The sequence below is a fragment of the Lacipirellulaceae bacterium genome (assembly GCA_040218535.1).
GTDB lineage: Bacteria > Planctomycetota > Planctomycetia > Pirellulales > Lacipirellulaceae > Adhaeretor.
In genome coordinates this window covers 245,312-266,566 of sequence record JAVJRG010000012.1, presented here as the reverse complement: position 1 = coordinate 266,566, position 21,255 = coordinate 245,312, and the positions used below count along the sequence as shown (strand labels likewise).

General features: G+C 57.0%; 20 protein-coding genes. 15 read left to right on the top strand and 5 right to left on the bottom strand.

Annotated features, from left to right (window positions below; all coding sequences use genetic code 11):
• Positions 1–116: 116 nt before the first annotated feature.
• Positions 117–596, bottom strand: coding sequence for a DUF1499 domain-containing protein (locus RIB44_15045; protein ID MEQ8617888.1), 480 nt, complete (start codon positions 594–596; stop codon positions 117–119).
• Positions 597–882: 286 nt separating this feature from the next.
• Between RIB44_15045 and RIB44_15040 the strand changes: the two genes are divergently transcribed.
• The gene (locus RIB44_15040) at positions 883–2,163 is read left to right on the top strand and encodes a LysM peptidoglycan-binding domain-containing protein (protein ID MEQ8617887.1); all 1,281 of its coding nucleotides are present in this window, start codon (positions 883–885) and stop codon (positions 2,161–2,163) included.
• A 193-nt stretch (positions 2,164–2,356) separates the two neighbouring features.
• Entirely contained in the window at positions 2,357–3,052 is a 696-nt protein-coding gene (locus RIB44_15035) for a hypothetical protein (GenBank protein ID MEQ8617886.1), read from the top strand.
• A gap of 132 nt (positions 3,053–3,184) precedes the next feature.
• Here the strand turns inward: RIB44_15035 and RIB44_15030 are convergent, their stop codons facing one another.
• Complete coding sequence (locus RIB44_15030) at positions 3,185–4,786, bottom strand: glycine--tRNA ligase (GenBank protein ID MEQ8617885.1); 1,602 nt, start codon at positions 4,784–4,786, stop codon at positions 3,185–3,187.
• Between the two features lie 153 nt (positions 4,787–4,939).
• On the bottom strand, positions 4,940–5,710 hold the full coding sequence (locus RIB44_15025) for a 2-phosphosulfolactate phosphatase (GenBank protein ID MEQ8617884.1): 771 nt from the start codon (positions 5,708–5,710) through the stop codon (positions 4,940–4,942).
• A gap of 242 nt (positions 5,711–5,952) precedes the next feature.
• Between RIB44_15025 and ubiE the strand changes: the two genes are divergently transcribed.
• From ubiE to mqnE, 5 genes are all read left to right on the top strand, one after another.
• The gene (ubiE, locus tag RIB44_15020) at positions 5,953–6,669 is read left to right on the top strand and encodes a bifunctional demethylmenaquinone methyltransferase/2-methoxy-6-polyprenyl-1,4-benzoquinol methylase UbiE (protein MEQ8617883.1); all 717 of its coding nucleotides are present in this window, start codon (positions 5,953–5,955) and stop codon (positions 6,667–6,669) included.
• Between the two features lie 42 nt (positions 6,670–6,711).
• Positions 6,712–7,077, top strand: coding sequence for a four helix bundle protein (locus RIB44_15015; protein MEQ8617882.1), 366 nt, complete (start codon positions 6,712–6,714; stop codon positions 7,075–7,077).
• 63 nt (positions 7,078–7,140) lie between these two features.
• A complete protein-coding gene (locus tag RIB44_15010; GenBank protein ID MEQ8617881.1) occupies positions 7,141–7,827 on the top strand; it encodes a flavin prenyltransferase UbiX in 687 nt (228 codons plus the stop codon).
• Between the two features lie 121 nt (positions 7,828–7,948).
• Positions 7,949–8,932 (top strand): UbiA-like polyprenyltransferase, encoded by a 984-nt coding sequence (locus RIB44_15005; GenBank protein ID MEQ8617880.1) that lies wholly within the window; start codon positions 7,949–7,951, stop codon positions 8,930–8,932.
• 113 nt (positions 8,933–9,045) lie between these two features.
• A complete protein-coding gene (gene mqnE / locus RIB44_15000) occupies positions 9,046–10,179 on the top strand; it encodes an aminofutalosine synthase MqnE (GenBank protein ID MEQ8617879.1) in 1,134 nt (377 codons plus the stop codon).
• Here mqnE and RIB44_14995 read toward each other — a convergent pair.
• The gene (locus RIB44_14995; GenBank protein MEQ8617878.1) at positions 10,166–11,287 is read right to left on the bottom strand and encodes an ADP-ribosylation factor-directed GTPase activating protein isoform b; all 1,122 of its coding nucleotides are present in this window, start codon (positions 11,285–11,287) and stop codon (positions 10,166–10,168) included. The two genes, mqnE and RIB44_14995, sit on opposite strands and share 14 nt — an antisense overlap.
• 56 nt (positions 11,288–11,343) lie before the next feature.
• On the bottom strand, positions 11,344–12,060 hold the full coding sequence (locus RIB44_14990; GenBank protein ID MEQ8617877.1) for a Bax inhibitor-1 family protein: 717 nt from the start codon (positions 12,058–12,060) through the stop codon (positions 11,344–11,346).
• A gap of 211 nt (positions 12,061–12,271) precedes the next feature.
• Between RIB44_14990 and RIB44_14985 the strand changes: the two genes are divergently transcribed.
• The 8 genes from RIB44_14985 to RIB44_14950 all read left to right on the top strand — a co-directional run bounded on the left by RIB44_14985 (position 12,272) and on the right by RIB44_14950 (position 21,251).
• Positions 12,272–12,949 carry a zinc metallopeptidase gene (locus RIB44_14985; protein MEQ8617876.1) on the top strand — a complete coding sequence of 226 codons (678 nt, stop codon included), beginning with the start codon at positions 12,272–12,274 and terminating at the stop codon, positions 12,947–12,949.
• 222 nt (positions 12,950–13,171) lie between these two features.
• Positions 13,172–13,723: a hypothetical protein gene (locus RIB44_14980; GenBank protein MEQ8617875.1), complete on the top strand. Its 552-nt coding sequence runs from the start codon at positions 13,172–13,174 to the stop codon at positions 13,721–13,723.
• Between the two features lie 65 nt (positions 13,724–13,788).
• Entirely contained in the window at positions 13,789–13,989 is a 201-nt protein-coding gene (thiS, locus tag RIB44_14975; GenBank protein MEQ8617874.1) for a sulfur carrier protein ThiS, read from the top strand.
• A gap of 109 nt (positions 13,990–14,098) precedes the next feature.
• On the top strand, positions 14,099–14,935 hold the full coding sequence (locus tag RIB44_14970; GenBank protein MEQ8617873.1) for a thiazole synthase: 837 nt from the start codon (positions 14,099–14,101) through the stop codon (positions 14,933–14,935).
• A gap of 52 nt (positions 14,936–14,987) precedes the next feature.
• Entirely contained in the window at positions 14,988–17,003 is a 2,016-nt protein-coding gene (locus RIB44_14965; GenBank protein MEQ8617872.1) for a helicase C-terminal domain-containing protein, read from the top strand.
• A gap of 65 nt (positions 17,004–17,068) precedes the next feature.
• Positions 17,069–18,934 carry a hypothetical protein gene (locus RIB44_14960; GenBank protein MEQ8617871.1) on the top strand — a complete coding sequence of 622 codons (1,866 nt, stop codon included), beginning with the start codon at positions 17,069–17,071 and terminating at the stop codon, positions 18,932–18,934.
• A gap of 128 nt (positions 18,935–19,062) precedes the next feature.
• Complete coding sequence (locus tag RIB44_14955) at positions 19,063–20,415, top strand: serine/threonine-protein kinase (GenBank protein ID MEQ8617870.1); 1,353 nt, start codon at positions 19,063–19,065, stop codon at positions 20,413–20,415.
• The gene (locus tag RIB44_14950; GenBank protein ID MEQ8617869.1) at positions 20,412–21,251 is read left to right on the top strand and encodes a protein phosphatase 2C domain-containing protein; all 840 of its coding nucleotides are present in this window, start codon (positions 20,412–20,414) and stop codon (positions 21,249–21,251) included. The genes RIB44_14955 and RIB44_14950 overlap by 4 nt, the downstream gene beginning before the upstream one ends.
• Positions 21,252–21,255: the final 4 nt, after the last annotated feature.

Genomic DNA, 21,255 nt, shown 5'->3' with positions numbered 1-21,255 from the left:
CAAAATTTTTGGTCACGGATCGCGCGGATTGGCACGAACGTTTTTTCCAGACTAGGCAGCCGCAAGCTAACAGCTTGCCGGAGAAGTGCTCGCAAGTTGTCGTCGCGAGCAAAAAATTACTTCGCAACATCAAGCTGCTCACGCAACGCTCGATTTAACTCCCGAATATTCCGCGGATTCTGCCCTAAATCCCCTTTACCAACGCGTGATTGGCTGCTGATTTCAACGAGTATTGGCTCTTGCGAGTAGTGAATGTCGACTTGCACATCGTCGGTAAACTTCAGCCACTTGGTTTTTCGCGTCAGAAAAATCGAGCGAATACTTGGCAAAGAATCCGAACCCTTGAGTTCCCAACGAGGCTGATTTTCAACGAATGTGCGGATGGCTTGCTCGATCTCTTCGACTTCTGCTACGACAGCAAGTGGGCGATCCAGTGGATCTTCTGCTGCGACCGAAGTCTCTGCGAAGTTTGTTGTCAGATCACGACTCCAATCGTCAATTTGGGCCGCGACAGTTGCTAGCAACGCTAGCACAGCGATCGGTAGAACGTAAACCATTCGTTTGCGAAGCGAAGAAGTTTTAGGAGTGTCGGTCATAGTTGTTTAGTTTAGCAGGAAACAAGTGGGCAGTCGGCAGGGGGCAGTCCAAGGTCTTCTGCGGAAAATTTGCTAGTTCTCAAGCTGTCCCCTTGCGCAACAAATCTGACGACCAGAATCCAAACTGCCCACTGCCCACTGCCCACTGCCCACTGCCCACTGCCCACTTCCCACTTCCGCACAACTGCCATAGCGTCCCCCGCTCGCTTTTCCTACGATCTGCCGCAATAGCAACCGGGCCCCAGGTCCAAGAGTCACACATTATGCTCATCAGGAGATGCGAGCCGTGAGTTCTATTCGACCCCTAGCGACGATCACCATCTTGGTTTGTGTTGGCGTCTTTTTGTATCTCAAGATCAACGAGACTGAGCCGGTTATTCCTGAGGGCGTTGGGACTTTTGAGATCGAAGCCGGTCTGGAACTCGACGATCCGGGAGCCGACGCTTTCGCGACGGGGTCGACCGCGGGATCTTTCGCTATGAATGATGGTGCGGGTCCGCCTGCCTTTAGTGCGACAACGCCTGCTGGTCCTCCGCCGGCTTTCAATCCCGGTGCGGCTAGCGAAGCACCTCCCGCTTGGACGCCACCCGCGGATGCCTCCGCAAGCGTGGGTTCCAATGAGCTGCCTGCAATGCCTGCCGTCCCTAGCGTCGAAAGCGACGCCACGGAAATGGCTGACTCGCCGATGACTGGCGGAGAGCAGGCTGAACCCGTCATGACGGTGACCCCAAGCATCATCATTCAAGAGGAAGAAAAGCCGCTCGGTATCGATCCTGAAGTTCCTTTGGTCGAACCGGCTCCTAGCAATAACGTTGTTTCGACCGAGCCAGCCCCTTCCACGACGCCGACGCCACAGACTTCGCTGTTCGGTGCCACACGTACCGCCGTCCAAGCCGCCTTGGATCGTGGCGAGTTGTCGCAAGCCCTCTTGCTGCTCTCCGACTGGTACGGTGATCCTTCGCTCACACCCGAGGAAACGGCCGAAGTGAACCAGTTGCTGTCGCAACTTGCCGGGACGGTGATTTATTCCAGCGAGCCACGCCTCGAAGCCCCTTACCTCGTGCAAGCTGGCGAGACGCTCCAACAGATCGCCGCCAAGTACGACGTGCCGTGGCAGTTGCTGGCGAAGATCAACGGCTTGGCTTCGCCAGCCGCTTTGCAAACCGGGCAAGAGTTGAAAGTGATTCCCGGTCCTTTCAATGCGAAAATCGATATCAGCTCGCGCGAGTTGACCCTCATGTTGGGTCGTCGCTACGCGGGCCGCTTCGCGATCGAAGTCGATCCGAGCTTGACCGTTGAGGATGGCAATTGGCTCGTTGATCAGAAGCCGATCACCCCAACTGGCGGCCTGTACTCGGCAAGCCCAGGGGAATCAGGCGAGTCACGCAGCATCGTGCTCTCCAACCCGTCAGCCGTTGGCGGCCAGGTTGCCGTGCTACGTGCCGCGACCGGAACGAGCCAAGTCGCCGGTGAGCCCGTCTCGCGGACGATTAAGCTCAAGCAACCTGACGTGAATGATCTGTATGACATTCTCTCGGTCGGCTCTCGCGTGACGATTCAGCGCTGATTTTGCTTTCATCGTAGGGTATTGCCGAGGTACGAGGCACACCATGCGCGAGGGTTCGGTATGCCTCGTTCCTCGGCGATACCCTACGACCTTGCCCGGCAAACTCCACCGAATCGCTAAAGTTTGTCGCCGCTGGTGGACGATACGCTCAAGACGAGGACGCACCGTTCTGGCGTTCTTTTCTCTTCGTCTCATGAGCTGTTCGCGTATGTGGTGTCGTCATTGCCAGCAAGAAGTTCCCGCGATTGCTTCTCAGGTCTCGGGCCCTTTAGTCTGTCCACGTTGCGAGTTCGTCCTGACAGACGCTCTGCGTCAAAAGCGCGGGAGCGATTCACTTGAGGATGCGGGAATCGAGCTCACCGAACTCGACGCCCCGAAGATTGTCCCTTTGCGCGAAGTCTTCGATAGCAAGCAAGTGCAGGCGGAACTAGCGCAACTTGGTCGCCGTCTGTCGGCCACGTCTCCCGTGGCCGCGGAGGAGTTGAGCCCCGCGCTCGATCTCGTTCGTCAGCCGCTTGAGATCCGACGTTCGACGCCGCCGAAACAAGCTCAACCCCTGGCCACCTACGCCCAGCACCGGACGCCAACGGGTTGGTGGCTCAGCACGTTGTTGGCGGTTAGCGGTCTGACCTTAGCAGTTGGCTTGGTGGCTTTGATCTACAGCACGATTGCAACACAGCCGGGGCTGTGGAATCAGGCGCTGGCCATGACACTGACTGGTGAGGGAGGCCTGATTGTTGGGCTCGCCTGGATGGCCAGTCGGCTCTGGCGGAACAGCCGGCAACTGAACCGGCAGCTCGCCGGTGTTGATCGGCAACTCGACGCGTTGCAGTTCGCGACGGAGCAACGTCCTGGGTATGACAGTGCGTACTATCGCCGTGTGGCTTAGTAAGCTAACCACAGTGTCATTCCGACCGAGCTTCCAGCGACCGAGGAATCCGGTTTGAAGCCAAGTTGACTCAACCAGAGTGCAAGCCAGATTCCTCCGGTGCTGAGACACCTGTCGGAATGACACAAAATACTACGAAACCCGCCCGGCGATTTCTTCAACGACATCATCGAGCTTCACCCGCCACTGTTCTAAAGAGTCGCGGTCGCGAATCGTCACGGTCTTGTCGGTGAGCGTGTCGCCGTCGATCGTGATGCAGTAAGGCGTGCCTGCTTCGTCTTGGCGGCGATAGCGGCGTCCCACGGCCCCTTTTTCGTCGTAAGTGGCGGGGAACTTCGCTTTGAGGGCCCGATAAACATCCCGTGCGATTTCTGGCATGCCTTCCTTCTTCACCAGCGGGAAGACCGCCGCCTTGATCGGAGCGATCCGTGGGTGCAGTTTCATGACTGTGCGGGTTTGCATTTTTCCTTTGTCGTCGGGTTGCTCGTCTTCCTGGTACGCTTCGCATAGGAACGCGAGGGTCGCCCGATCAGCGCCAGCGGACGGTTCGATCACGTGCGGCAGGAACTTCTCGTTCGTTTCCGGATCGCGATAGGTCAGGTCCTTGCCGCTGCCGCGATACTTTGGCTTGCCATCCTCACCCTTCTCGACTTCAAGCGGGCAAGTGTTCGGGTCGAGCTTCCCTTCCATGTGGCTGCGCAGATCGAAGTCCCCCCGGTGGGCGATTCCTTCCAACTCCCCAAATTCTCCCTCAGGCAAGAACGGGAACGCATACTCAATGTCTGCCGTGCCGGTGCTGTAGTGGCTCAGCTCATCGGGATCGTGATCCCGCAGTTGGAGCCGCTCGCCGGCGAGGCCCAAGTCCTTGTACCATTTCATTCGCCGATCGCGCCAATACTCGTACCACTTGCGCGACGTCTCGGGATGACAGAAGAACTCGATCTCCATCTGCTCGAACTCGCGCGAGCGGAACGTAAAGTTCCGCGGCGTGATCTCGTTGCGGAAGCTCTTCCCGACCTGGGCGATGCCAAAGGGAATCTTCACACGTGTGCTGTCGACGACGTTCTTGAAGTTGACGAAAATGCCCTGCGCCGTTTCGGGGCGAAGGAAGGCCGTGTCTGCTTCGGTTCCCATCGCACCGACGATGGTTTTGAACATCAGGTTGAATTCGCGTGGTTCAGTGAACGTGCCGACGGCTTTCGCTTCGGGGGCAAGCACGTTCTCGAAGTCGCTGATGGTTTCCAGCGAAACGGTTTCTCCCTCCCAAGCTAGTTGGTCGGCATCTTTGCCGCGAAGATTGAAAAACTTGAGCGCCCGACGCTGGAGGTCTTCGCCCTCTTCCTCGGCCTCAGCCTTGGTCGTGACGAATACCTTTTGCTCTTTGGCTGTCACCCAGCGACCACGGAGTTGATCGTAGCGATAACGGCCCTTGGTCTCCTTGCAATCAACCATCATGTCGCTGAACAGGTCGTGATGGCCAGAGCATTTCCAGACCTGCGGGTGCATGATAATCGTGCAGTCGAGGCCGGTCATTTCATATGTGCTGGGGGCACCTTCGTGCGTGGCGAGCTCGTCATGGGCAGCGACCATGTCGTGCCACCAAGCGTTCTTGATGTTTCGCTTCAACTCAACGCCCAACGGCCCGTAGTCCCAGAAGCCGTTGATGCCGCCGTAGATTTCGCTCGACTGAAACATAAAGCCGCGGCGTTTGCAGAGTGAGACGAGTTTTTCCATTTCCATCATAAGACTCTTGAACGATAGGTCTCCCGCAAAGGCGCGAAGACGCTAAGGAGTGTGATTGTCTCACTTGGCGACTTCGCGCCTTAGCGAGAGATCGAGATTCGTATTCGTAGAGCCACATAGTTTAGCGAGCGAACTTTAGATTCTCTACCGCAAGACAATGAGTCCCCCACTACCATCAGAATCGGGCTGGTTCAACTCCGGCACGACGTCCAGCACGTCGAGCTGTGCACAGAGGGGCAAATCCTCGTCTTGGCCGATGGCCAGCAGGTTCTTACCACCGGGGGTGGTTTTTAGTTCCTCGGCGAATTGTTCGCTGACGCTCCGTCCCAGCACGCGGGCTGTGTTGACCAACTCCTGCCACTCGCGGACAGCCGCTTCGGCCCACTCGTTGGTCGTTCTTGCTCCGGAAGCCAAAAGCTCAGCGGCGATCGCCCCGGCTGCGAGGATGTCTTCCCGCGTGACAACCCCTGCCGTGCCAGCACAGAGAATGTGGATGTCCCCTTCGTCGGCGATTGCTTCAGTGACCGATTGCCGATTCACGGCGGCACCGATCACGGTTCGCTGAGCTAGGCGTGCGTGCAGCAGTGCCCGCGTTCCATTGGTGGTTGTGAAGAGGATCGTCTGGCCGAAGACCTCGCCGGCGGTGTATTCATGGGGAGAGTTCCCCAGGTCGAACCCTTCGAGAATCTCGCCCCCACGCTCACCACCGAGCTTTACCTCGTCCCTATCGTAATCCGCGACAGCCTGGGCGACACCAGCGACCTCCAAGAATGGCCGGACGGCAGTCGCGCCATTCGCCAGCGCGTAGCAAATGGTCGTCGAAGCGCGGAGCAGATCGACCACAACGACCGTTGAGCCAGCCAAGTCGGCCTCAGCAACAAATTGCGGCAAGTAGTGGATGGAGAGAGTTTTCAAAATAGTAGCTCGAGCCTCCAGGCCTGAGTTGAAGCTGGTTAGAGTACTGCTCAGGCCTGGAGGCCCGATCTAGAGCGTTAACCGTTATGCGACCGCTTCGGTTGGCGCTAGCGAACGCGTGATTGTACTGCGATAATTCAAAAATTCGCAATGCGAAGACCCGAGAGCTAACGCTTCTTGGCTCGTTAAGTGAACCGCAAGCAGACATCATTCTTCATCCCTCTACCTTCATCCCTCCCACAATGGTCGACAAGTCAGGCCCTAAAGTCCGCAAGATGTTTGGCCAAATTGCTGGTCGATACGATCGGATGAATCACCTGCTCTCGATGGGTACGGACTACTACTGGCGCTGGCGGACCGTTCGGCGAGTGGCTCCTGAATCGGGGATGAAGATTCTTGACGTCTGTACCGGTACGGGGGACTTGGCCCTAGCGTATCGCAAGGCATCGAAAGGTAAGGCAGAGATCGTCGGCACCGACTTCTGCCATGAGATGCTAGCCCTCGGCGAGCAAAAGGGACAGAAAGCCGGCGCCAGCGGAGAGCTCACTTTCCTGGAAGCCGACACGCAGAATCTCCCTTTTCCCGACGGCGAGTTCGACATCGTGAGCGTCGCCTTCGGTTTGAGAAACGTGGCGGACACCGATGCCGGTCTCACCGAGATGACCCGCGTCTGCAAGCCGGGCGGCAAGGTGGCCGTGCTCGAATTCAGCACCCCGCGCTGGCAACCCTTCAAAGCCGTCTACGGTTGGTACTTCCGCAACGTGCTGCCTAAACTGGGACAATGGCTCGCACGAAATGAGGCGAGTGCTTATGACTATTTGCCGGAGAGCGTCGGGGAGTTTCCCCAGGGAGAACAACTTGCTCAGCGAATGCGTGCCGTGGGGTTGAGCGATGTCACTTACCGTGGACTTACCTTCGGCGTGGCGACGCTTTATGTTGGCGTGAAAAGTAGGCAGTAGGCAGTGGGCAGTAAGCAGTTGTTGTTGTTGGACAAATGATGGGTGTCTCTCGTGTCTCGGAATTATCAAGACCTAGTTGTTTGGCAGAAGTCGATGGACTTTGTTGAAGAGGTCTATAAAACAGCAAACTCTTTTCCCAGTGATGAGAAGTTCGGACTGTGTTCACAGTTGAGAAGATGCGCAGTTTCGATTCCATCGAACATTGCCGAGGGCCAAGGTCGTTTTTCTGAGGCGGACTTCAGGCGTTTCCTCTCAATTGCACATGGCTCTTTGCGTGAGGCCGAAACTCAGATTATGATCGCGTGTCGATTAAAATATATTGAACGCTCGCAACAAGATTCCCTGCTATCGTCAGCTAGCGAAGTTGGCAGACTTCTGAACGGATTGAAGAAGTCGCTCGAACCATAGGACTATGACCAGAAGAAGACTGATGCACCCGCACTGCCTACTGCTTACTGCCTACCGCCTACTATGAAAAACATCTGCATTGGAATCACCGGCGCGAGTGGCGCTGTCTACTCGCTGCGGCTCATCGAGGTGCTGCTCGCCACGGGGCACGACGTACATCTTTCGATTAGCCCTTCGGGCGCGGCTGTCATTAAGCAGGAGATGGATCTCACGATCGATCTGAAGGATTTCCGACCCGCGGACCTGATGCTGCATGATGTGACGAATGCCTCGGATAGCAAGATCAAACTGTTGCAAGCCTCGGCGGGCATCGGAACCGCTGATAGCAATGTGTTGTCGGTCGAAGCACGACCGGTGGGCGAGTTGCATTACCACCACTGGCAAGACTTCATGACGCCAATCGCTAGCGGTTCGTTCGTCACCGAAGGAATGGTCATCACGCCATGTTCAGGGACGACGCTCAGTGCCGTGGCACATGGAGCGGCAGGCAATCTGATTCAACGGGCCGCGGAAGTGCATCTCAAGGAAGGACGAAAACTGATTCTCGTTCCTCGTGAGGCCCCGCTTTCACGACCAGCGATTGAGAACATGCGAAAAGCGAGCGAAGCAGGTGCGGTGATCCTTCCCGCTTCGCCCGGTTGGTACCACGGGGTGAGTACGCTCCGCGACTTAGTGGACTTCATCGTAGCCAGAATATGCGACCAACTCGGCGTCGACAACTGCCTGATCAAACGCTGGGGCCAAGAGTAGCCCTGTCGCTCCGCGACAGGAAAGCAGTACCCTCAAGGACGTACTTTACTTTTTTAATGAAAGTAATTCTTTCCAGCTTCCGCATTTCCTATCGCGGAGCGATAGGGCTACTATCTGATCAATGCTCAAGACCGCCCGCCACTTTCTCTCGCTGATCCGCTTTAGCCACACCATTTTCGCGCTGCCATTTGCGTTGTTGGCGGCGGTGATGGCTTGGCGATTGAGATCGCTTGAGTCCGCGACAGTAGAATTCGTTGAGGGAATTAGGCTGACCATCTTTGGCATGACGCTGGATCTCGGCGGCTTCGAATTGTCTAAGTTGCAAATACGCCCTCAAGAGCTCCTCGGCATCCTCCTCTGCATGGTCACCGCTCGCAGTGCGGCGATGGCGTTTAATCGGCTGGTTGATCGCAAGATCGACGCTGGGAATCCGCGTACCTCTGGAAGGCACTTGCCGGCGGGGATCCTCAGCACGACACAAGTCACAATATTCACGACTTTCACGAGCCTCGCGTTCATCGCCAGCACATTGTTGTTTTTACCGAATCGCTTGCCGCTATACTTGAGCGTCCCTGTTCTGCTGTTTCTCTTTGGCTACAGCCTGACGAAGCGATTCACTTCCCTGGCCCACTTTTGGCTTGGCGCCGCGCTTGCGTCTTCGCCGTTGGCCGCTTGGATTGCCATCCGCGGCCAAACCGTCCTCGCAAACCCCACAGACCTACTCGCCCCAGCAGTACTCGGCGGGGCGGTCCTCACTTGGGTCGCCGGTTTCGACATCCTTTACGCCTGCCAGGATGTCGATTTCGACCGCGAAGCCAAGTTGCACAGCGTCCCCGTCAAGCTCGGCGTCCCCGGTGCCCTGCGACTGGCCGCGGTTTGCCACCTGGGGACGATTCTCTTTCTGGCAGCTCTCATCTGGGCCTACCCAGCGTTCGGCTGGATCTACATCGCCGGCGTAGTTGCCGTTGCTGCGCTGCTAATTTACGAGCATTCTCTGGTGAAGCCCGACGACCTTGACCGGGTCAACACGGCCTTTTTCAACGTGAATGCCGTGATAAGCCTTGGGCTCCTAGCGGTTGGCACCTTAGACTTAGTGCTTCAATGACCAATGTCCAATTCCAAATGACCAATGTCGTCCGGAGTCGCCAAAGCCAATTGGTCATTTAGACCTGGACATTGGTCATTCACCAACCCGTCGACCCTTTCCATTCGCTTTCCATGCTAAGAACCTCTACCCCCGTCCTCGCCCCCATTCGCGAAAAGGTCGAAGCCGGTGAGCGGCTTTCCTTTGACGACGGGCTCCTGCTGTACGACCCCAAGGTGCCGCTGCCTGAACTGGGCGAGCTGGCTAACTTGGTGCGCGAGCGTAAGAACGGCAATGCCGCTTACTACAATATCAATACGCACCTCAACCCGACGAATGTTTGCGTTTACCGTTGTACCTTCTGTGCCTTTCGTGCCGATCTGCGCGATGCGAAGAGCTACTGGATGAACGACGAGCAAGTACTCGCCCGTGGGCAGGAAGCGGTAAACAATGGCTGCACCGAAATGCACATCGTTGGCGGGCTACACCATCAGGCGAAGTACGAATGGTATCGCAAAGTCATTAGCCTGCTGCACGACGCGTATCCGAACCTGCATCTCAAGGCGTGGACGCCGGTCGAGATCGATTGGTTTGAACGTCTCACCAAGAAACCGATCCGCTGGGTGTTGGAAGATATGATCGAAGCGGGCCTCGGTAGTATGCCCGGTGGCGGGGCAGAGATTTTCCACCCCGAGGTCCGCAACCAGATTTGCGAACACAAGGCGGACTCGTCACGCTGGTTCGAAACACATCGCACGGCTCACGAGCTTGGCCTGCGGACCAACTGCACGATGCTCTATGGGCACATCGAGCAACCGTTCCATCGGATCGATCACTTGATCCGGCTTAGGGAATTGCAGGATGAGACAGGCGGCTTCCAGACGTTCATTCCTTTGGCATTCCACCCTGACAACACAGGTCTTTCACATATCAAGAAGCCATCCGGACCGGAAGACTTGCGGACCATGGCGATTAGCCGTTTGATGCTGGATAACATTCCGCATATCAAGGCGTATTGGATCATGCTCGGCATCGGCTCGGCTCAAATTGCGTTGAGCTACGGAGCGGACGATATCGACGGCACGGTGCGGCACGAGTTGATCTACCACGACGCGGGGGCTGAGACGCCCGAAATGATGAGCGTCGCCGAACTGCGCCGCCTGATTGAAGAAGCGGGTCGCGAGCCGATTGAGCGTGATACGCTCTATCATCGGATCGAGCGTGACGAGAGTGGTTGGGAAGCTCGGGAGACTATCACTGCGAACTGATTGCCACGGAAGACTCTTGCGAGTCGAAGACACGTTGCCGATACAACACCAACCCGTGGGCCGCGTGATAGAGTGCCCCGCACTCCAGGTCTAGCTCTTTGCTTCTTTCTAGCAAGTTGCAGAGATAAACCACCGACCGCTGCACCCACGGTTCTTTCAGTTCCGCGGTCGGTAAAGCGACGGAGAGAAATTCCAGCGTGTGCCCCGTGCTGGCGAGGTGCTCAGCCAAGTTGCCGCTGTTTGCCGGACGCATGAAGTACTGAATCGAGAAAGCTCCGCTGGGAAGTTGATGCTTTTTGGACTGTGCAATGGCCCAAGCGATCCGTTTTTGGGCCGCTAGCCAACCGCCGGAGAGTTTTCGGTCAGGGTACTTCGCACGGTAACGATTCAGTGCCATCGCCAGCCCAATCACGCGGTGCGTTCCGCCACAGGCACCCTCGTTCACTTTGGCTTGGCCAGCGGTTTCGTCCAAAGTCGGTCCAGCTTCCATCCCGGCGAGTCGCTCCAGGGACCACTGCTCGCCATCGCGGCCCGTCCATGTCTGGTCGATCGGGTCGAGGTATTGCGAGAGCGCGATCAGCGTCCAGCTACTTTCCTTCCCTTCGTAGCAATCGAACATCGCCTGTTTGAGCAGATCGTAGAGGGTGTACTTTTCTTCCTGCCCCGAAATCTCAAGAGGTTGTTTGATCGGCACCCCGCATTGTGAGATCACCGCCAGCCACTGATCCTCGTGCCCCTGGCCGAACTTGCCGGGCTCAATCGTAGCCCGCAGGCCGACTTGGCCGGGTTCGAGTGTCCAGCCCTTCATCGGCTTGCCGGAGAAAACCCAATCGAGGACGTTCTCGGGGCCGTCGCTGGTGCGCATCGTGAAGTCTCGCCCAAAGGCCAGCACGCCATGCAATATCTGCCATGCTGCTTGCGTGTCGAGGTCGAGAACGCGGCCATGCTCGGTGAATTCGAGCGTACGATCCACCAGCTCGCGCAGTTCTTCCTCAGAAGGCAGCTTCGCTTGTGGAGCCCGTTTCGCCCCGCCGCTCGCGGCGGGCTCGCCCTGTTGACAGCCTGTCAGCAGACAAAGCAGGCAAAAAAACACACAGCGAGTTGTCATACGCGGCAGCTCGCTCATGTGCTTACTTCGCAAGAAAACCTTCTATCGATCGGATGCTAGTCATCCGCCGACATAAACAATTGCAAGATGTACCAGAACAGAAGTGCCACCGAAGCGAACAACGCTAGCGAGGCCGCTACGTACTGATCCGTGCGATAGTGCAGCATCACGTTCGAGGTGTCGTACAGAATGTAGCCACAGGCCAGCGCGATCATCGCATAAGTAAAGATCGGGCCCAAGCTGAAGTTGAAAATGATTGCACAAGCAATCAAGCCCATCGCTGCGATTCCGCCAAACATGAGCACGCCACGCAAAAACGAAAAGTCTTGGCGGGTGATGAACACGATTGCCGTCAGGACCCCAAACAGTGCCAGCGTGGTGATGCCTGCGGTTGCAATGACTCCACTAAAGTGAGTCGAGGCGATGTACAGGAGAGGCGTGAAAATGATAGACCAAGCAATCACACAAAGTCCCAAGCCTGCGTACTGAATCCCCTGGGAAGTTGATGATCTGGCCCAACTATCCGCCATCCAGTTGACGCCCATGAAAATGCCAAGGACGATCAGCCAACTTATACGGTTGCCCAGCATGAGTTCAATGAGCCCCGGCGTAAACGACGCATTCACCAAGACGGCGGTTAGGGCAACAAACGCGAGAATCGCTCCCGCGAGGTGGGCATACGTTTTGGCAATAAACGTTGCCCGCTCGCTCGCCTCAGCGTGGGCGGCCATGGTGAAGTTGGATGGAGCATACGGGTTTTCGGTGGCTTGCATGGTCAACTCTCCACAGGAAATGCGGTTTGCCCTTCAGCAGCGTCGGTCGAAGAATCCGAAAAATCAGGAAATCTGCCTCGCTGTCACCTATGAAATTACCCTATTTTACGCCCTATTCAAACCAGAAGTTCGCTTCCTGCGTAGAAACAGACCAGCAGAACTCTAAAATAGCCGCTGACAGCGGAAGAAATCGTTATTAGGAGTTAATGAGATGATTTTCGACCCCATGTACTTCGTCTACCTTGCACCGGGTTTGCTGCTCGCGTTCTGGGCCCAGGCGAAGGTCCGTTCGGCTTACTCTGAGGCCTCGCAGATGCCGGCTCGATTGAGTGGTGCCGCGGCTGCCCGACGCATCTTGGATTATGCCGGATTGCAGGACGTCGGCATCGAGCCAATCGGCGGCGAGCTGACCGATCATTACGACCCGCGTGATAAGGTGCTGCGGCTTAGCCAGGGTGTGTATGGCGCAAACTCGATGGCGGCAGTCGGCATTGCCGCTCACGAGGCGGGGCACGCTCTTCAAGACGCCAAGGGTTATGCACCGTTGGTTGTACGGAACATGGCTGTCCCTGCAGCGAATTTCGGTGGCAGCATGGGAATGCTGATTCTCTTTGCCGGTATTGGTCTCGGCTTGCAACAGTTGGTGTATGCCGGGATCATCGCGTTCGGATGCGTAGTGGCCTTTCAGCTAGTGAATCTGCCGGTCGAATTCGACGCCAGTAACCGTGCGAAAGCCTTGCTGGTAGAACATGGCATGGTTCCCTCCAATGAGATGGGACAAGTGAACAGCGTCCTGAACGCTGCCGCTTGGACCTATGTAGCTGGGACGTTGCAGTCAGTGCTGATCTTGTTGTACTACGTGATGCGATTCACCGGCGGTGATGAATAACGATCGCTCGATTTCAAGCTCACAAGAGACCCCTAGCCCCTGGCGCAAGCCAGGGGTTTGGCATTTGAAAGGGGATAGAATCAATAAGCACTTCAACCCATAGCTTTCGCTAGGGGCTAGGTGATGCAGCAATGGATTGCTTGGACCTGGATTCGTTTGCGTTAACGCGGTAGGATGATTATCGACAGTGACGACATCTCTTCCCTCTCCGGAACCGTTCGCATGACTGACTCAAATCAAACTGCCCGTTGGCAAGGCTTGGTCAATACGCTCGCCCTCTTTATCGTTGGCGGCGCTACAGGCATGGGGGCGATGGCTTTTTGGTCGGGACAGTTCGGCAGTACTCAAGTGAAGGCGACCGCCTCGCAAGGAGAAGACAACTTCGCCATCGCCACGGGATTGGTCGATCAAGGGATCGAAGCGTTTTACTTTCTTGACTATCTCACAGGCGACCTTCGTGCAGCAGTCATCAGCCGTCGCACCGGCAAGTTTACAGCCTTCTATGAGTACAACATCCAAGCGGACTTCGGCACGCAGGCACAGAGCCCCAAGTATTTGATGGTGACCGGCTTAGCAGATTTGCCGGGGGGTCGGGGGAATGCTCGGTTGGGTAGTAGCCTGATTTACATTGCCGAAGCCACCAGTGGGCAAGTATTTGCTTACGCTTTGCCTTTCAATAGCAGCATGAACGCCAAAGGCGCTCCACAAAAGGGCCAATTCGTGTTGGTTGATGGCGGGCCGTTTCGAACTGCCTTTGTGCGTGGTGAAGAGTAAGAGTTGAAAAGTCAAAGAGCCGTCAGGCGTAAGCCGACGGGTAGAATACGAGCGAAGTTGCCCCCATGCAGATTCAACTCAACGGTGAGCCTCGTGACATCGTCGAAGGTTCTACTGTCGCCGACTTGCTCAAAGAACTCGAACTCGACGCTCGCAGTTTAGCCGTCGAGCGGAACCTCGAGCTAGCCCCACGCACCGAACACGCGACGACCGAGCTTTCCGAGGGCGACCGAATCGAGATCGTCACTCTGGTTGGCGGGGGATGATTGTCTAGCAAGGCACCGGCGTGCTGTTAGCACGCGGCTATCATCACTATTTGCAAACGCAGGCAGCCGCAGGCTAACAGCCTGCCGGAACTACTGATACCAATACACCATGCCGATAGAACTCACCACCGCTGACGAACTCACCATCGGAACGCACACGCTTTCCAGCCGCCTGATCGTCGGCACAGGGAAGTACGCTACGTACGAGCAGATGGGCCAGTCGCTTGAGGCTTGCGGAACCGATTGCATTACCGTCGCCGTGCGGCGCGAGCGGCTGATTGATGCGGAGGGGAACAACCTGCTCGACTTCGTGGATACCTCGCGGTACACCTTGCTTCCCAACACCGCAGGCTGCTTCAACGCGGACGATGCCGTGCGGGTGGCGAAGCTGGGGCGTGAGATCCTCCTTGGTTTGGAAAACCCCGGAGCTGACTGGGTGAAACTGGAATGTTTGGCCGACACCAAGACCCTTTTGCCGGACCCCGTGGCTACGATTGATGCGACCGAGCGGCTGGTTGCTGACGGTTTTCAGGTGCTGGTCTACACAAGCGACGATCCGATCGTCGCCCGCCGACTGAAAGAAGCCGGTGCGACGAGCGTGATGCCTGCGGGCAGTCCGATCGGCTCGGGACAAGGCGTGCTGAATCCCAACAACATCCGTATCTGTTTGGAGTATCTCAAAGAGGACGATCCCGACTATCCCGTGATCATGGACGCCGGTGTGGGCGGAGCGAGTGACGTGGCGGCAGCAATGGAACTGGGCGTCGACGGGGTACTGCTCAACACGGCTGTGGCCCATGCAGCCGATCCAGTGATGATGGCCGAAGCGATGCAACATGCGATTCAAGCGGGACGGAAATCGTACCTCGCGGGCCGCATCCCCAAAAAGCTCTACGCCACAGCCAGCAGTCCTGAAGAAGGGACCATCACGGCACGGCCAAGATAGTTCCTCAAGAGCAGGCCGCTCGTCGGCTTAGCCGCGCTTCTAACAACCAAGCATGGATGCCCCCGTCACACCGCTGACCGCCCACGATATCCTCGGCCCCGACGGTTCGATTGCAATACGGATTGCCAATTACGAAGAGCGTCCCCAGCAGCTTGAAATGGCCGCGGCCGTGGCCAACGCGATTGAGCACGAAAGACATCTCGTCGTCGAGGCAGGCACGGGTGTCGGGAAGAGCTTCGCCTATCTCACGCCCGCGATTCTCGCCGCCACGACGGCCGGCGAAGAGGATTCTCGGAAACAGAAGCCACTGCGGATTGTCGTCTCCACGCATACGATCAGTTTGCAGGAGCAGTTGATCGCCAAGGACTTGCCGCTCTTGAATAGTGTCATTCCGCGAGAGTTCACCGCCGTTTTGGTGAAGGGACGGAGGAACTACTTGAGCAAGCGGCGTTTGAAGAATGCCTACTCGCGCGCGACGGCGCTGTTTGAGACCCGCGATGCGTACGACCAAGTCGACGATCTGCGGCGATGGAGTGAGACAACTGTCGACGGATCACTGGCCGATATCGACTACCAGCCCAACCCTGCCGTTTGGGACGAAGTCGCCAGCGACCACGGCAATTGCATGGGGCGTCGCTGCCCGACGTATCGTCAGTGTTTTTACTACCAAGATCGCCGACGTGTGCAGAATGCGCAGATTCTGGTTGTGAATCACGCGCTATTCTTTAGCGACCTTTCACTGCGGCGTGCAGGCGTCAGTCTGTTGCCTGATTATGACGTGGCGATCCTCGATGAAGCACATACGGTAGAAGCTGTCGCCGCGGATCACTTGGGGATGCGGATCTCAACGAGCCAAATCGATTGGACGTTGAGCCGACTCTATAATGAACGAACCAACAAAGGACTGCTGGTCGGCCACGGTTTGGAGTCGCTCACGAAACTGGTCGATAGTTGCCGTTACGTGGCGAGCGAATTCTTTGGTGATCTCTGGGAGTGGCGCGATGGCGGGGCTCCCGAAAATGGCCGCGTCCGTGAGCCGTTGGATGTGGTCAATCCGCTGAGTTCGGAGCTCAAGGCGTTGGCTTCTGGAGTGAAGCGAGCCGGAGATCGTTTCGAAGACGAGGCCGTGCGGCAGGATTTCACCTCCGCGCACGATCGTCTGTTGGGCCTCGCGGGTGATGTCCATGCTTGGCACAAGCAGTTGATGGATTCAGCCGTTTACTGGGCGGACATCCAACAATCACGCAGCGGAAGGCCGCGGATGACGCTTGCTGCCGCCCCGGTTGATGTAGGGCCGGCACTGCGCGAGCAACTCTTTCAAGAAGTGAAGACGGTCGTTCTCACAAGCGCCACGCTGGCTGTTGGGGGGCGGGGCTCGTTTGACTTTTTCAAAGAGCGGATCGGACTGACCGGTAGCGAGACACTTTCCCTCGACAGCCCGTTTGACTACAAGAGCCAAGTCGAGCTGGTGACGCTCTCAGACATGCCCGATCCTAGTCGCGAAAGGCAAGCGTTCGAACGGGCGTCGCTCGACGCGCTGAAGTACTTCATTCGCGAAAGCGATGGCCGGGCATTCGTGCTGTTCACCAGCTATGAAACCATGCGCAAGGCCGCCACAGGGCTCTCCGGCTGGTTGGCCAAGAATAATCTCAATCTGATTAGCCAAGCCGATGGCACGCCGCGCAGCCGGATGCTGGAGTTGTTCAAGGAGAATCCTCGCAGCGTGCTCTTCGGAGCGGATAGCTTCTGGCAGGGAGTCGACGTGCCGGGCGATGCGTTGCAGTTGGTCGTGATTACAAAATTGCCCTTCAGCGTCCCCGACCGTCCGCTCTTGGAGGCTCGTTTGGAAGCGATCAAAGACGCCGGGGGCCAACCCTTCCGCGAGTACCAGTTGCCCGAAGCCGTCTTGAAACTGAAACAGGGCTTTGGCCGATTGGTGCGCAGCCAGCGCGACACCGGGCGGGTGGTGATCCTCGATCCGCGAGTAAAAACGAAGTCGTACGGGCGGACGTTCTTGGATTCTCTGCCGAAGTGTCGTCTTGTAGAAATGCGTCGACCGACCGCTTAGAATACGGCTATCGAGGAGACTTGTCACAGGTCTTCTAGCATCACTTTTTTTGGGGATTTCTTTTTATGCAGCCGATCCATTTTCAACGTCTTTGCCTCGTCGCTCTTCTCTCTTTGTTGCAGGTGAGCTGCACGCACGGTGATGAGTCTTCTGAAGCTCCTCAGCCGATCGACATTGGCTGGAAGCAAGTGCCGCTAGAGACGCCCAAAGTCGATCGCGACAAAGTCATTTGTTTCGCTCTCTACACAACGCAGGACAAAGTGCTCAAGCTCAGTGCACAGCTCTATCCTCTGCAAGAAGGCGAGTCTCGCGAAGTTACTTTGGAACTGAATCGCAACGGCCAGTGGCAGACGGCCAAGAAGCAAGAGGTCGACGAAAAGCACTGGATGACGACCTTCCGCATTGAGGATTGGGACGACACCAAGCAAGTTCCCTATCGCTTGACGCATCCTGGCGGGGCGAGCTACGAAGGCACGATTCGCAAAAACCCGCGTGATAAAGAAGAGATCGTCGTTGCGGCGTTTACTGGAAACTCGAATAAAGATCGCGGACCTCGGCAAGACATTGTTGACAACGTCAAAGCGCAAGACCCGGACCTGCTGTTTTTCTCGGGCGATCAGAGCTACGACCACAACCGCCACTACGATGCCTGGCTACTCTTCGGACGACAGTTCGGCGAGATTATTAAGGATCGACCTACGGTTGCCATCCCCGACGATCACGACGTCGGTCAGGCCAACCTGTGGGGAGCCGCCGGGGCGAAGGCCACGACTCAGGCTGGCGACGATGGTGGTTACTTCAAATCGGCGGACTATGTGAACATGGTGCAGCGAGCTCAGTGCGCGCATCTACCCGATCCTTACGATGCCACACCCGTCGGCCAGGACATCTCCGTTTATTACACGTCACTGAACATCGGTGGTGTCGACTTTGCCATTATCGAAGACCGCAAGTGGAAGACCGGCCCCGGTGGGCTGGTCCCTCAACAAGGCCCGCGGCCCGATCACATCAACGATCCGAAGTACGATCCGTCGACGGTCGATTTGCCCGAGGCGCAACTCCTCGGCAAGCGGCAACTCAAGTTCCTGCGCGAGTGGGGACAAGATTGGCAGGGCACGGAGATGAAGGCGGTTCTCTCCCAAACCATTTTTGCTGGCGGAGCACACATCCACGGCAAGTACGACGCGCGGTTACTGGCTGACTTGGATAGTAATGGCTGGCCGCAGAGTGGTCGCAATCGGGCGCTACAGGAAATGCGTCGCGCGTTTGCCTTCCACATCGCCGGCGATCAGCACCTTGCCACGGTGATCCATCACGGCACGAATCAGTGGGAGGATGCGCCCTGGTCGTTCTGCGTGCCTTCGATCGTCAACTACTACGGGCGCTGGTGGTGGCCGTTGGAGGATTCGGCAGGCCCCGGTTCGCCGGAACGCGAACTGCCCGACTTGAAGTTTGCAGGCCGTTTTTATGATGGCTTCAAAAACAAGGTCACGATGGTCGCCTACGCGAATCCAACCAAGGAGAATTACAAAGCAGCCGGACATGGGATAATCCGCTTCAACAAGGCGAAACGCGAAATCACCATGGAGTGCTGGCCGCGTCACCAGGATGTTACCGAAGAGGGAGCCAAGCAGTTCCGCGGTTGGCCAGTCACGATCAACCAGCAGGATAACTATACTCGCGTGTCTCGGGGATTTCTCCCGAAGATCACTGCTGCGGAGGGGACCAAGCCAGTCGTTCAAGTGATCGACCAGTCTAATGACGAGCTGGTCTACTCGCTGCGTTTGCCGACCCATGAATTTCAACCCCATGTCTTTCACAGCGGCAGCTACACGGTCCGCGTCGGCGAGGGGAAGAACGTGAAAGAATTCAAGGATTTGGTTGCCACCGAAGAGCCGAGTGGCGAAGTTCTTGAGGTAAGCTTTGAGTAGCGGGTTCGTGTCATTCCGACCGAGCTTCCAGCGACCGAGGAATCTGGCTTGGACTCTCGTTGACTCAACTCAAGTGTGAACTCGATTCCTCGGTCGGCGAGCCTCCCGTCGGAATGACAAGAACCGTAATGAAAAAACTCCGTGCCCGTCAACGCTTTGGCAAGTACCAGATCGAGCGTAAGCTCGGCGAGGGCGGGTTCGCGGTTGTTTATCAAGCCCGCGATACGATCGAAGGCGTTCAAGTTGCGCTCAAGATCCCTCACGCCCATCTCGTCGATACAGAAACGTTGGAAGCCTTCCGCCGTGAAGTGCGTCTCATTGCCAAGCTCGATCATCCGAATATTCTTCCGTTGAAGACTGCCGAGATCATTGACGATCAATTGGTGGTCGTCAGCCTGCTGGGTAAGTCGACGCTCGATGACCGTTTGACGAAGCGGATGTCGTTGGACTTAGCGATCGACTTCACCAAGCAGATGCTCGCGGGTGTGGCCTACGCGCACGAGAATCAGATCATCCACTGCGATATCAAGCCAGATAACTTTCTCATTTTTGAAGGCAACCGTTTGCGGCTCGCCGATTTTGGCGTCGCTCGCATCGCGAAGAATCGAACGATTCACGCCTCCGGCGCGGGGACGCTTGGTTACATGGCACCTGAACAAGCGATGGGGCGTCCCTCATTTCAGTCGGACGTGTTCGCGTTAGGCTTAGTGCTGTACCGCATGTTCACCGGATACCTTCCCGACTGGCCCTTCGACTGGCCGCCCGAGGGGATCGAGGTACTCAAAGAAAAGCTCTCGCCCCAGATGGTGGCGTTCATCCAACGCGCGCTGGAACTGTCACCCACAAAACGATATGCCCATGCCGGGGCAATGCTCTCCGCTTTCGAGCGTATCAAGAAACGCGTCAGACGCGCCAAGAGGAGCACTCGCCAGGGCAAGTCGGGGAGCCGTAGCGGACGGAAGCTCAACACGGCTGATTGGCGTGAACTGCGACACAAGCAATTCATCAGCGAGTTCAACTCGCTGAAACCCACCCACGAGTGCACGGCCTGCAAGGGACCAGTCTCCGAATGCATGACCGGCTGCCCTTGGTGTGGCAAACCTCGTTGGCAGCACGAGGGCGAGACCGACTTTCCGCAGTGTTGTCCGCGTTGTAATCGAGGGATGAAACTCGACTGGCAGTATTGCCCCTGGTGCTACGGGCCAGGGTTTGAGGTCGAGACCAATCGGGAATACTCCGACAAACGGTACACTGGTCGTTGCCATAACAAGAGTTGCGAGCGAAAGCTCTTGATGCCCTTCATGCGATATTGCCCTTGGTGCCGGGTGAAGGTTCGGAAAAAATGGCCGTTAGAGTCGTCCCTGAATGCGGGGACCAAGTCAGCGAAGCAGCGTTGCGGAAAATGCGGCTGGGGCGTCGCGGGTGACTATTGGAGCCACTGTCCGTGGTGTTCGCATCGGTTGCCCGGAAGCCAACCATGACGAAGCCAACCATGACCACGAAAAGTGAAATCGCCGCGATTACGCCAAGGAAGTGGTTGGAAAGCAACGATACGGAGCCTTCGCTGCTTCAGTTCGGCGAAATGTCTGTCGCCGTACTTTCTTCACGCAGTCCTGATAAAGAGACCACCAACGAAGACGCAGCAGCAGTCGTCACGCTGTCAGAAGGCAACCTCCTGCTAATCGTAGCCGACGGCTGCGGTGGCTTGGCAAGCGGCGAACTGGCGGCACGGCTAGCCGTCGAGTCAATCTTGAACAGTGTTTCGTCTAACCCGCCCGAACGATCTCTGCGTGCCGCCATCATGGACGGTATCGAGTCGGCCAACCAAGAAGTGCTCGCATTAGGGACCGGATCGGCAACAACGCTTGTCGCCGCTTTGATCGAGGACAATGCCGTGCGAACCTTTCACGTGGGCGACTCGCAAGCGATTCTCGTCGGCGGGCGCGGCAAGTTGAAGCTACTGACTAAAGCGCATTCTCCGGTCGGCTACGCGTTAGAATCAGGGATCATCAATGAGCAAGAAGCGATGGTGCACGAGGACCGCCATCTCGTTTCCAATCTGATCGGCGTCGAAGAGATGCACGTTGAAGTTGGCCCCACGGTCAAGCTCGCCCAGCGCGACATGCTGGTCCTAGCGAGCGATGGCCTGTGGGATAATCTGCTACTCGAGGAAGTGATCAACCACACCCGCTGCGGCCCGGCGTTGGACGTGGCCGCGCGACTCGCTGGAACCGCCTGGAGCCGCATGCACGACGAACCCGAGGGGTTGCCGAGCAAGCCAGATGATCTGACGCTGGTGGCGCTGAGCCGGCGTTAGCGAG

What these genes read in the sequence shown, in the direction of transcription:
- RIB44_14950 (MEQ8617869.1), top strand. Translation starts at nt 20,412, where the DNA reads ATGACGAAGCCAACCATGACCACGAAAAGTGAAATCGCCGCGATTACG.
- RIB44_15045 (MEQ8617888.1), bottom strand. Translation starts at nt 596, where the DNA reads ATGACCGACACTCCTAAAACTTCTTCGCTTCGCAAACGAATGGTTTAC.
- RIB44_15005 (MEQ8617880.1), top strand. Translation starts at nt 7,949, where the DNA reads ATGCTCAAGACCGCCCGCCACTTTCTCTCGCTGATCCGCTTTAGCCAC.
- ubiE (MEQ8617883.1), top strand. Translation starts at nt 5,953, where the DNA reads ATGGTCGACAAGTCAGGCCCTAAAGTCCGCAAGATGTTTGGCCAAATT.
- mqnE (MEQ8617879.1), top strand. Translation starts at nt 9,046, where the DNA reads ATGCTAAGAACCTCTACCCCCGTCCTCGCCCCCATTCGCGAAAAGGTC.
- RIB44_14990 (MEQ8617877.1), bottom strand. Translation starts at nt 12,060, where the DNA reads ATGCAAGCCACCGAAAACCCGTATGCTCCATCCAACTTCACCATGGCC.
- RIB44_14980 (MEQ8617875.1), top strand. Translation starts at nt 13,172, where the DNA reads ATGACTGACTCAAATCAAACTGCCCGTTGGCAAGGCTTGGTCAATACG.
- thiS (MEQ8617874.1), top strand. Translation starts at nt 13,789, where the DNA reads ATGCAGATTCAACTCAACGGTGAGCCTCGTGACATCGTCGAAGGTTCT.
- RIB44_15010 (MEQ8617881.1), top strand. Translation starts at nt 7,141, where the DNA reads ATGAAAAACATCTGCATTGGAATCACCGGCGCGAGTGGCGCTGTCTAC.
- RIB44_14965 (MEQ8617872.1), top strand. Translation starts at nt 14,988, where the DNA reads ATGGATGCCCCCGTCACACCGCTGACCGCCCACGATATCCTCGGCCCC.
- RIB44_15030 (MEQ8617885.1), bottom strand. Translation starts at nt 4,786, where the DNA reads ATGGAAAAACTCGTCTCACTCTGCAAACGCCGCGGCTTTATGTTTCAG.
- RIB44_14960 (MEQ8617871.1), top strand. Translation starts at nt 17,069, where the DNA reads ATGCAGCCGATCCATTTTCAACGTCTTTGCCTCGTCGCTCTTCTCTCT.
- RIB44_14970 (MEQ8617873.1), top strand. Translation starts at nt 14,099, where the DNA reads ATGCCGATAGAACTCACCACCGCTGACGAACTCACCATCGGAACGCAC.
- RIB44_14985 (MEQ8617876.1), top strand. Translation starts at nt 12,272, where the DNA reads ATGATTTTCGACCCCATGTACTTCGTCTACCTTGCACCGGGTTTGCTG.
- RIB44_14995 (MEQ8617878.1), bottom strand. Translation starts at nt 11,287, where the DNA reads ATGACAACTCGCTGTGTGTTTTTTTGCCTGCTTTGTCTGCTGACAGGC.
- RIB44_15035 (MEQ8617886.1), top strand. Translation starts at nt 2,357, where the DNA reads ATGAGCTGTTCGCGTATGTGGTGTCGTCATTGCCAGCAAGAAGTTCCC.
- RIB44_14955 (MEQ8617870.1), top strand. Translation starts at nt 19,063, where the DNA reads ATGAAAAAACTCCGTGCCCGTCAACGCTTTGGCAAGTACCAGATCGAG.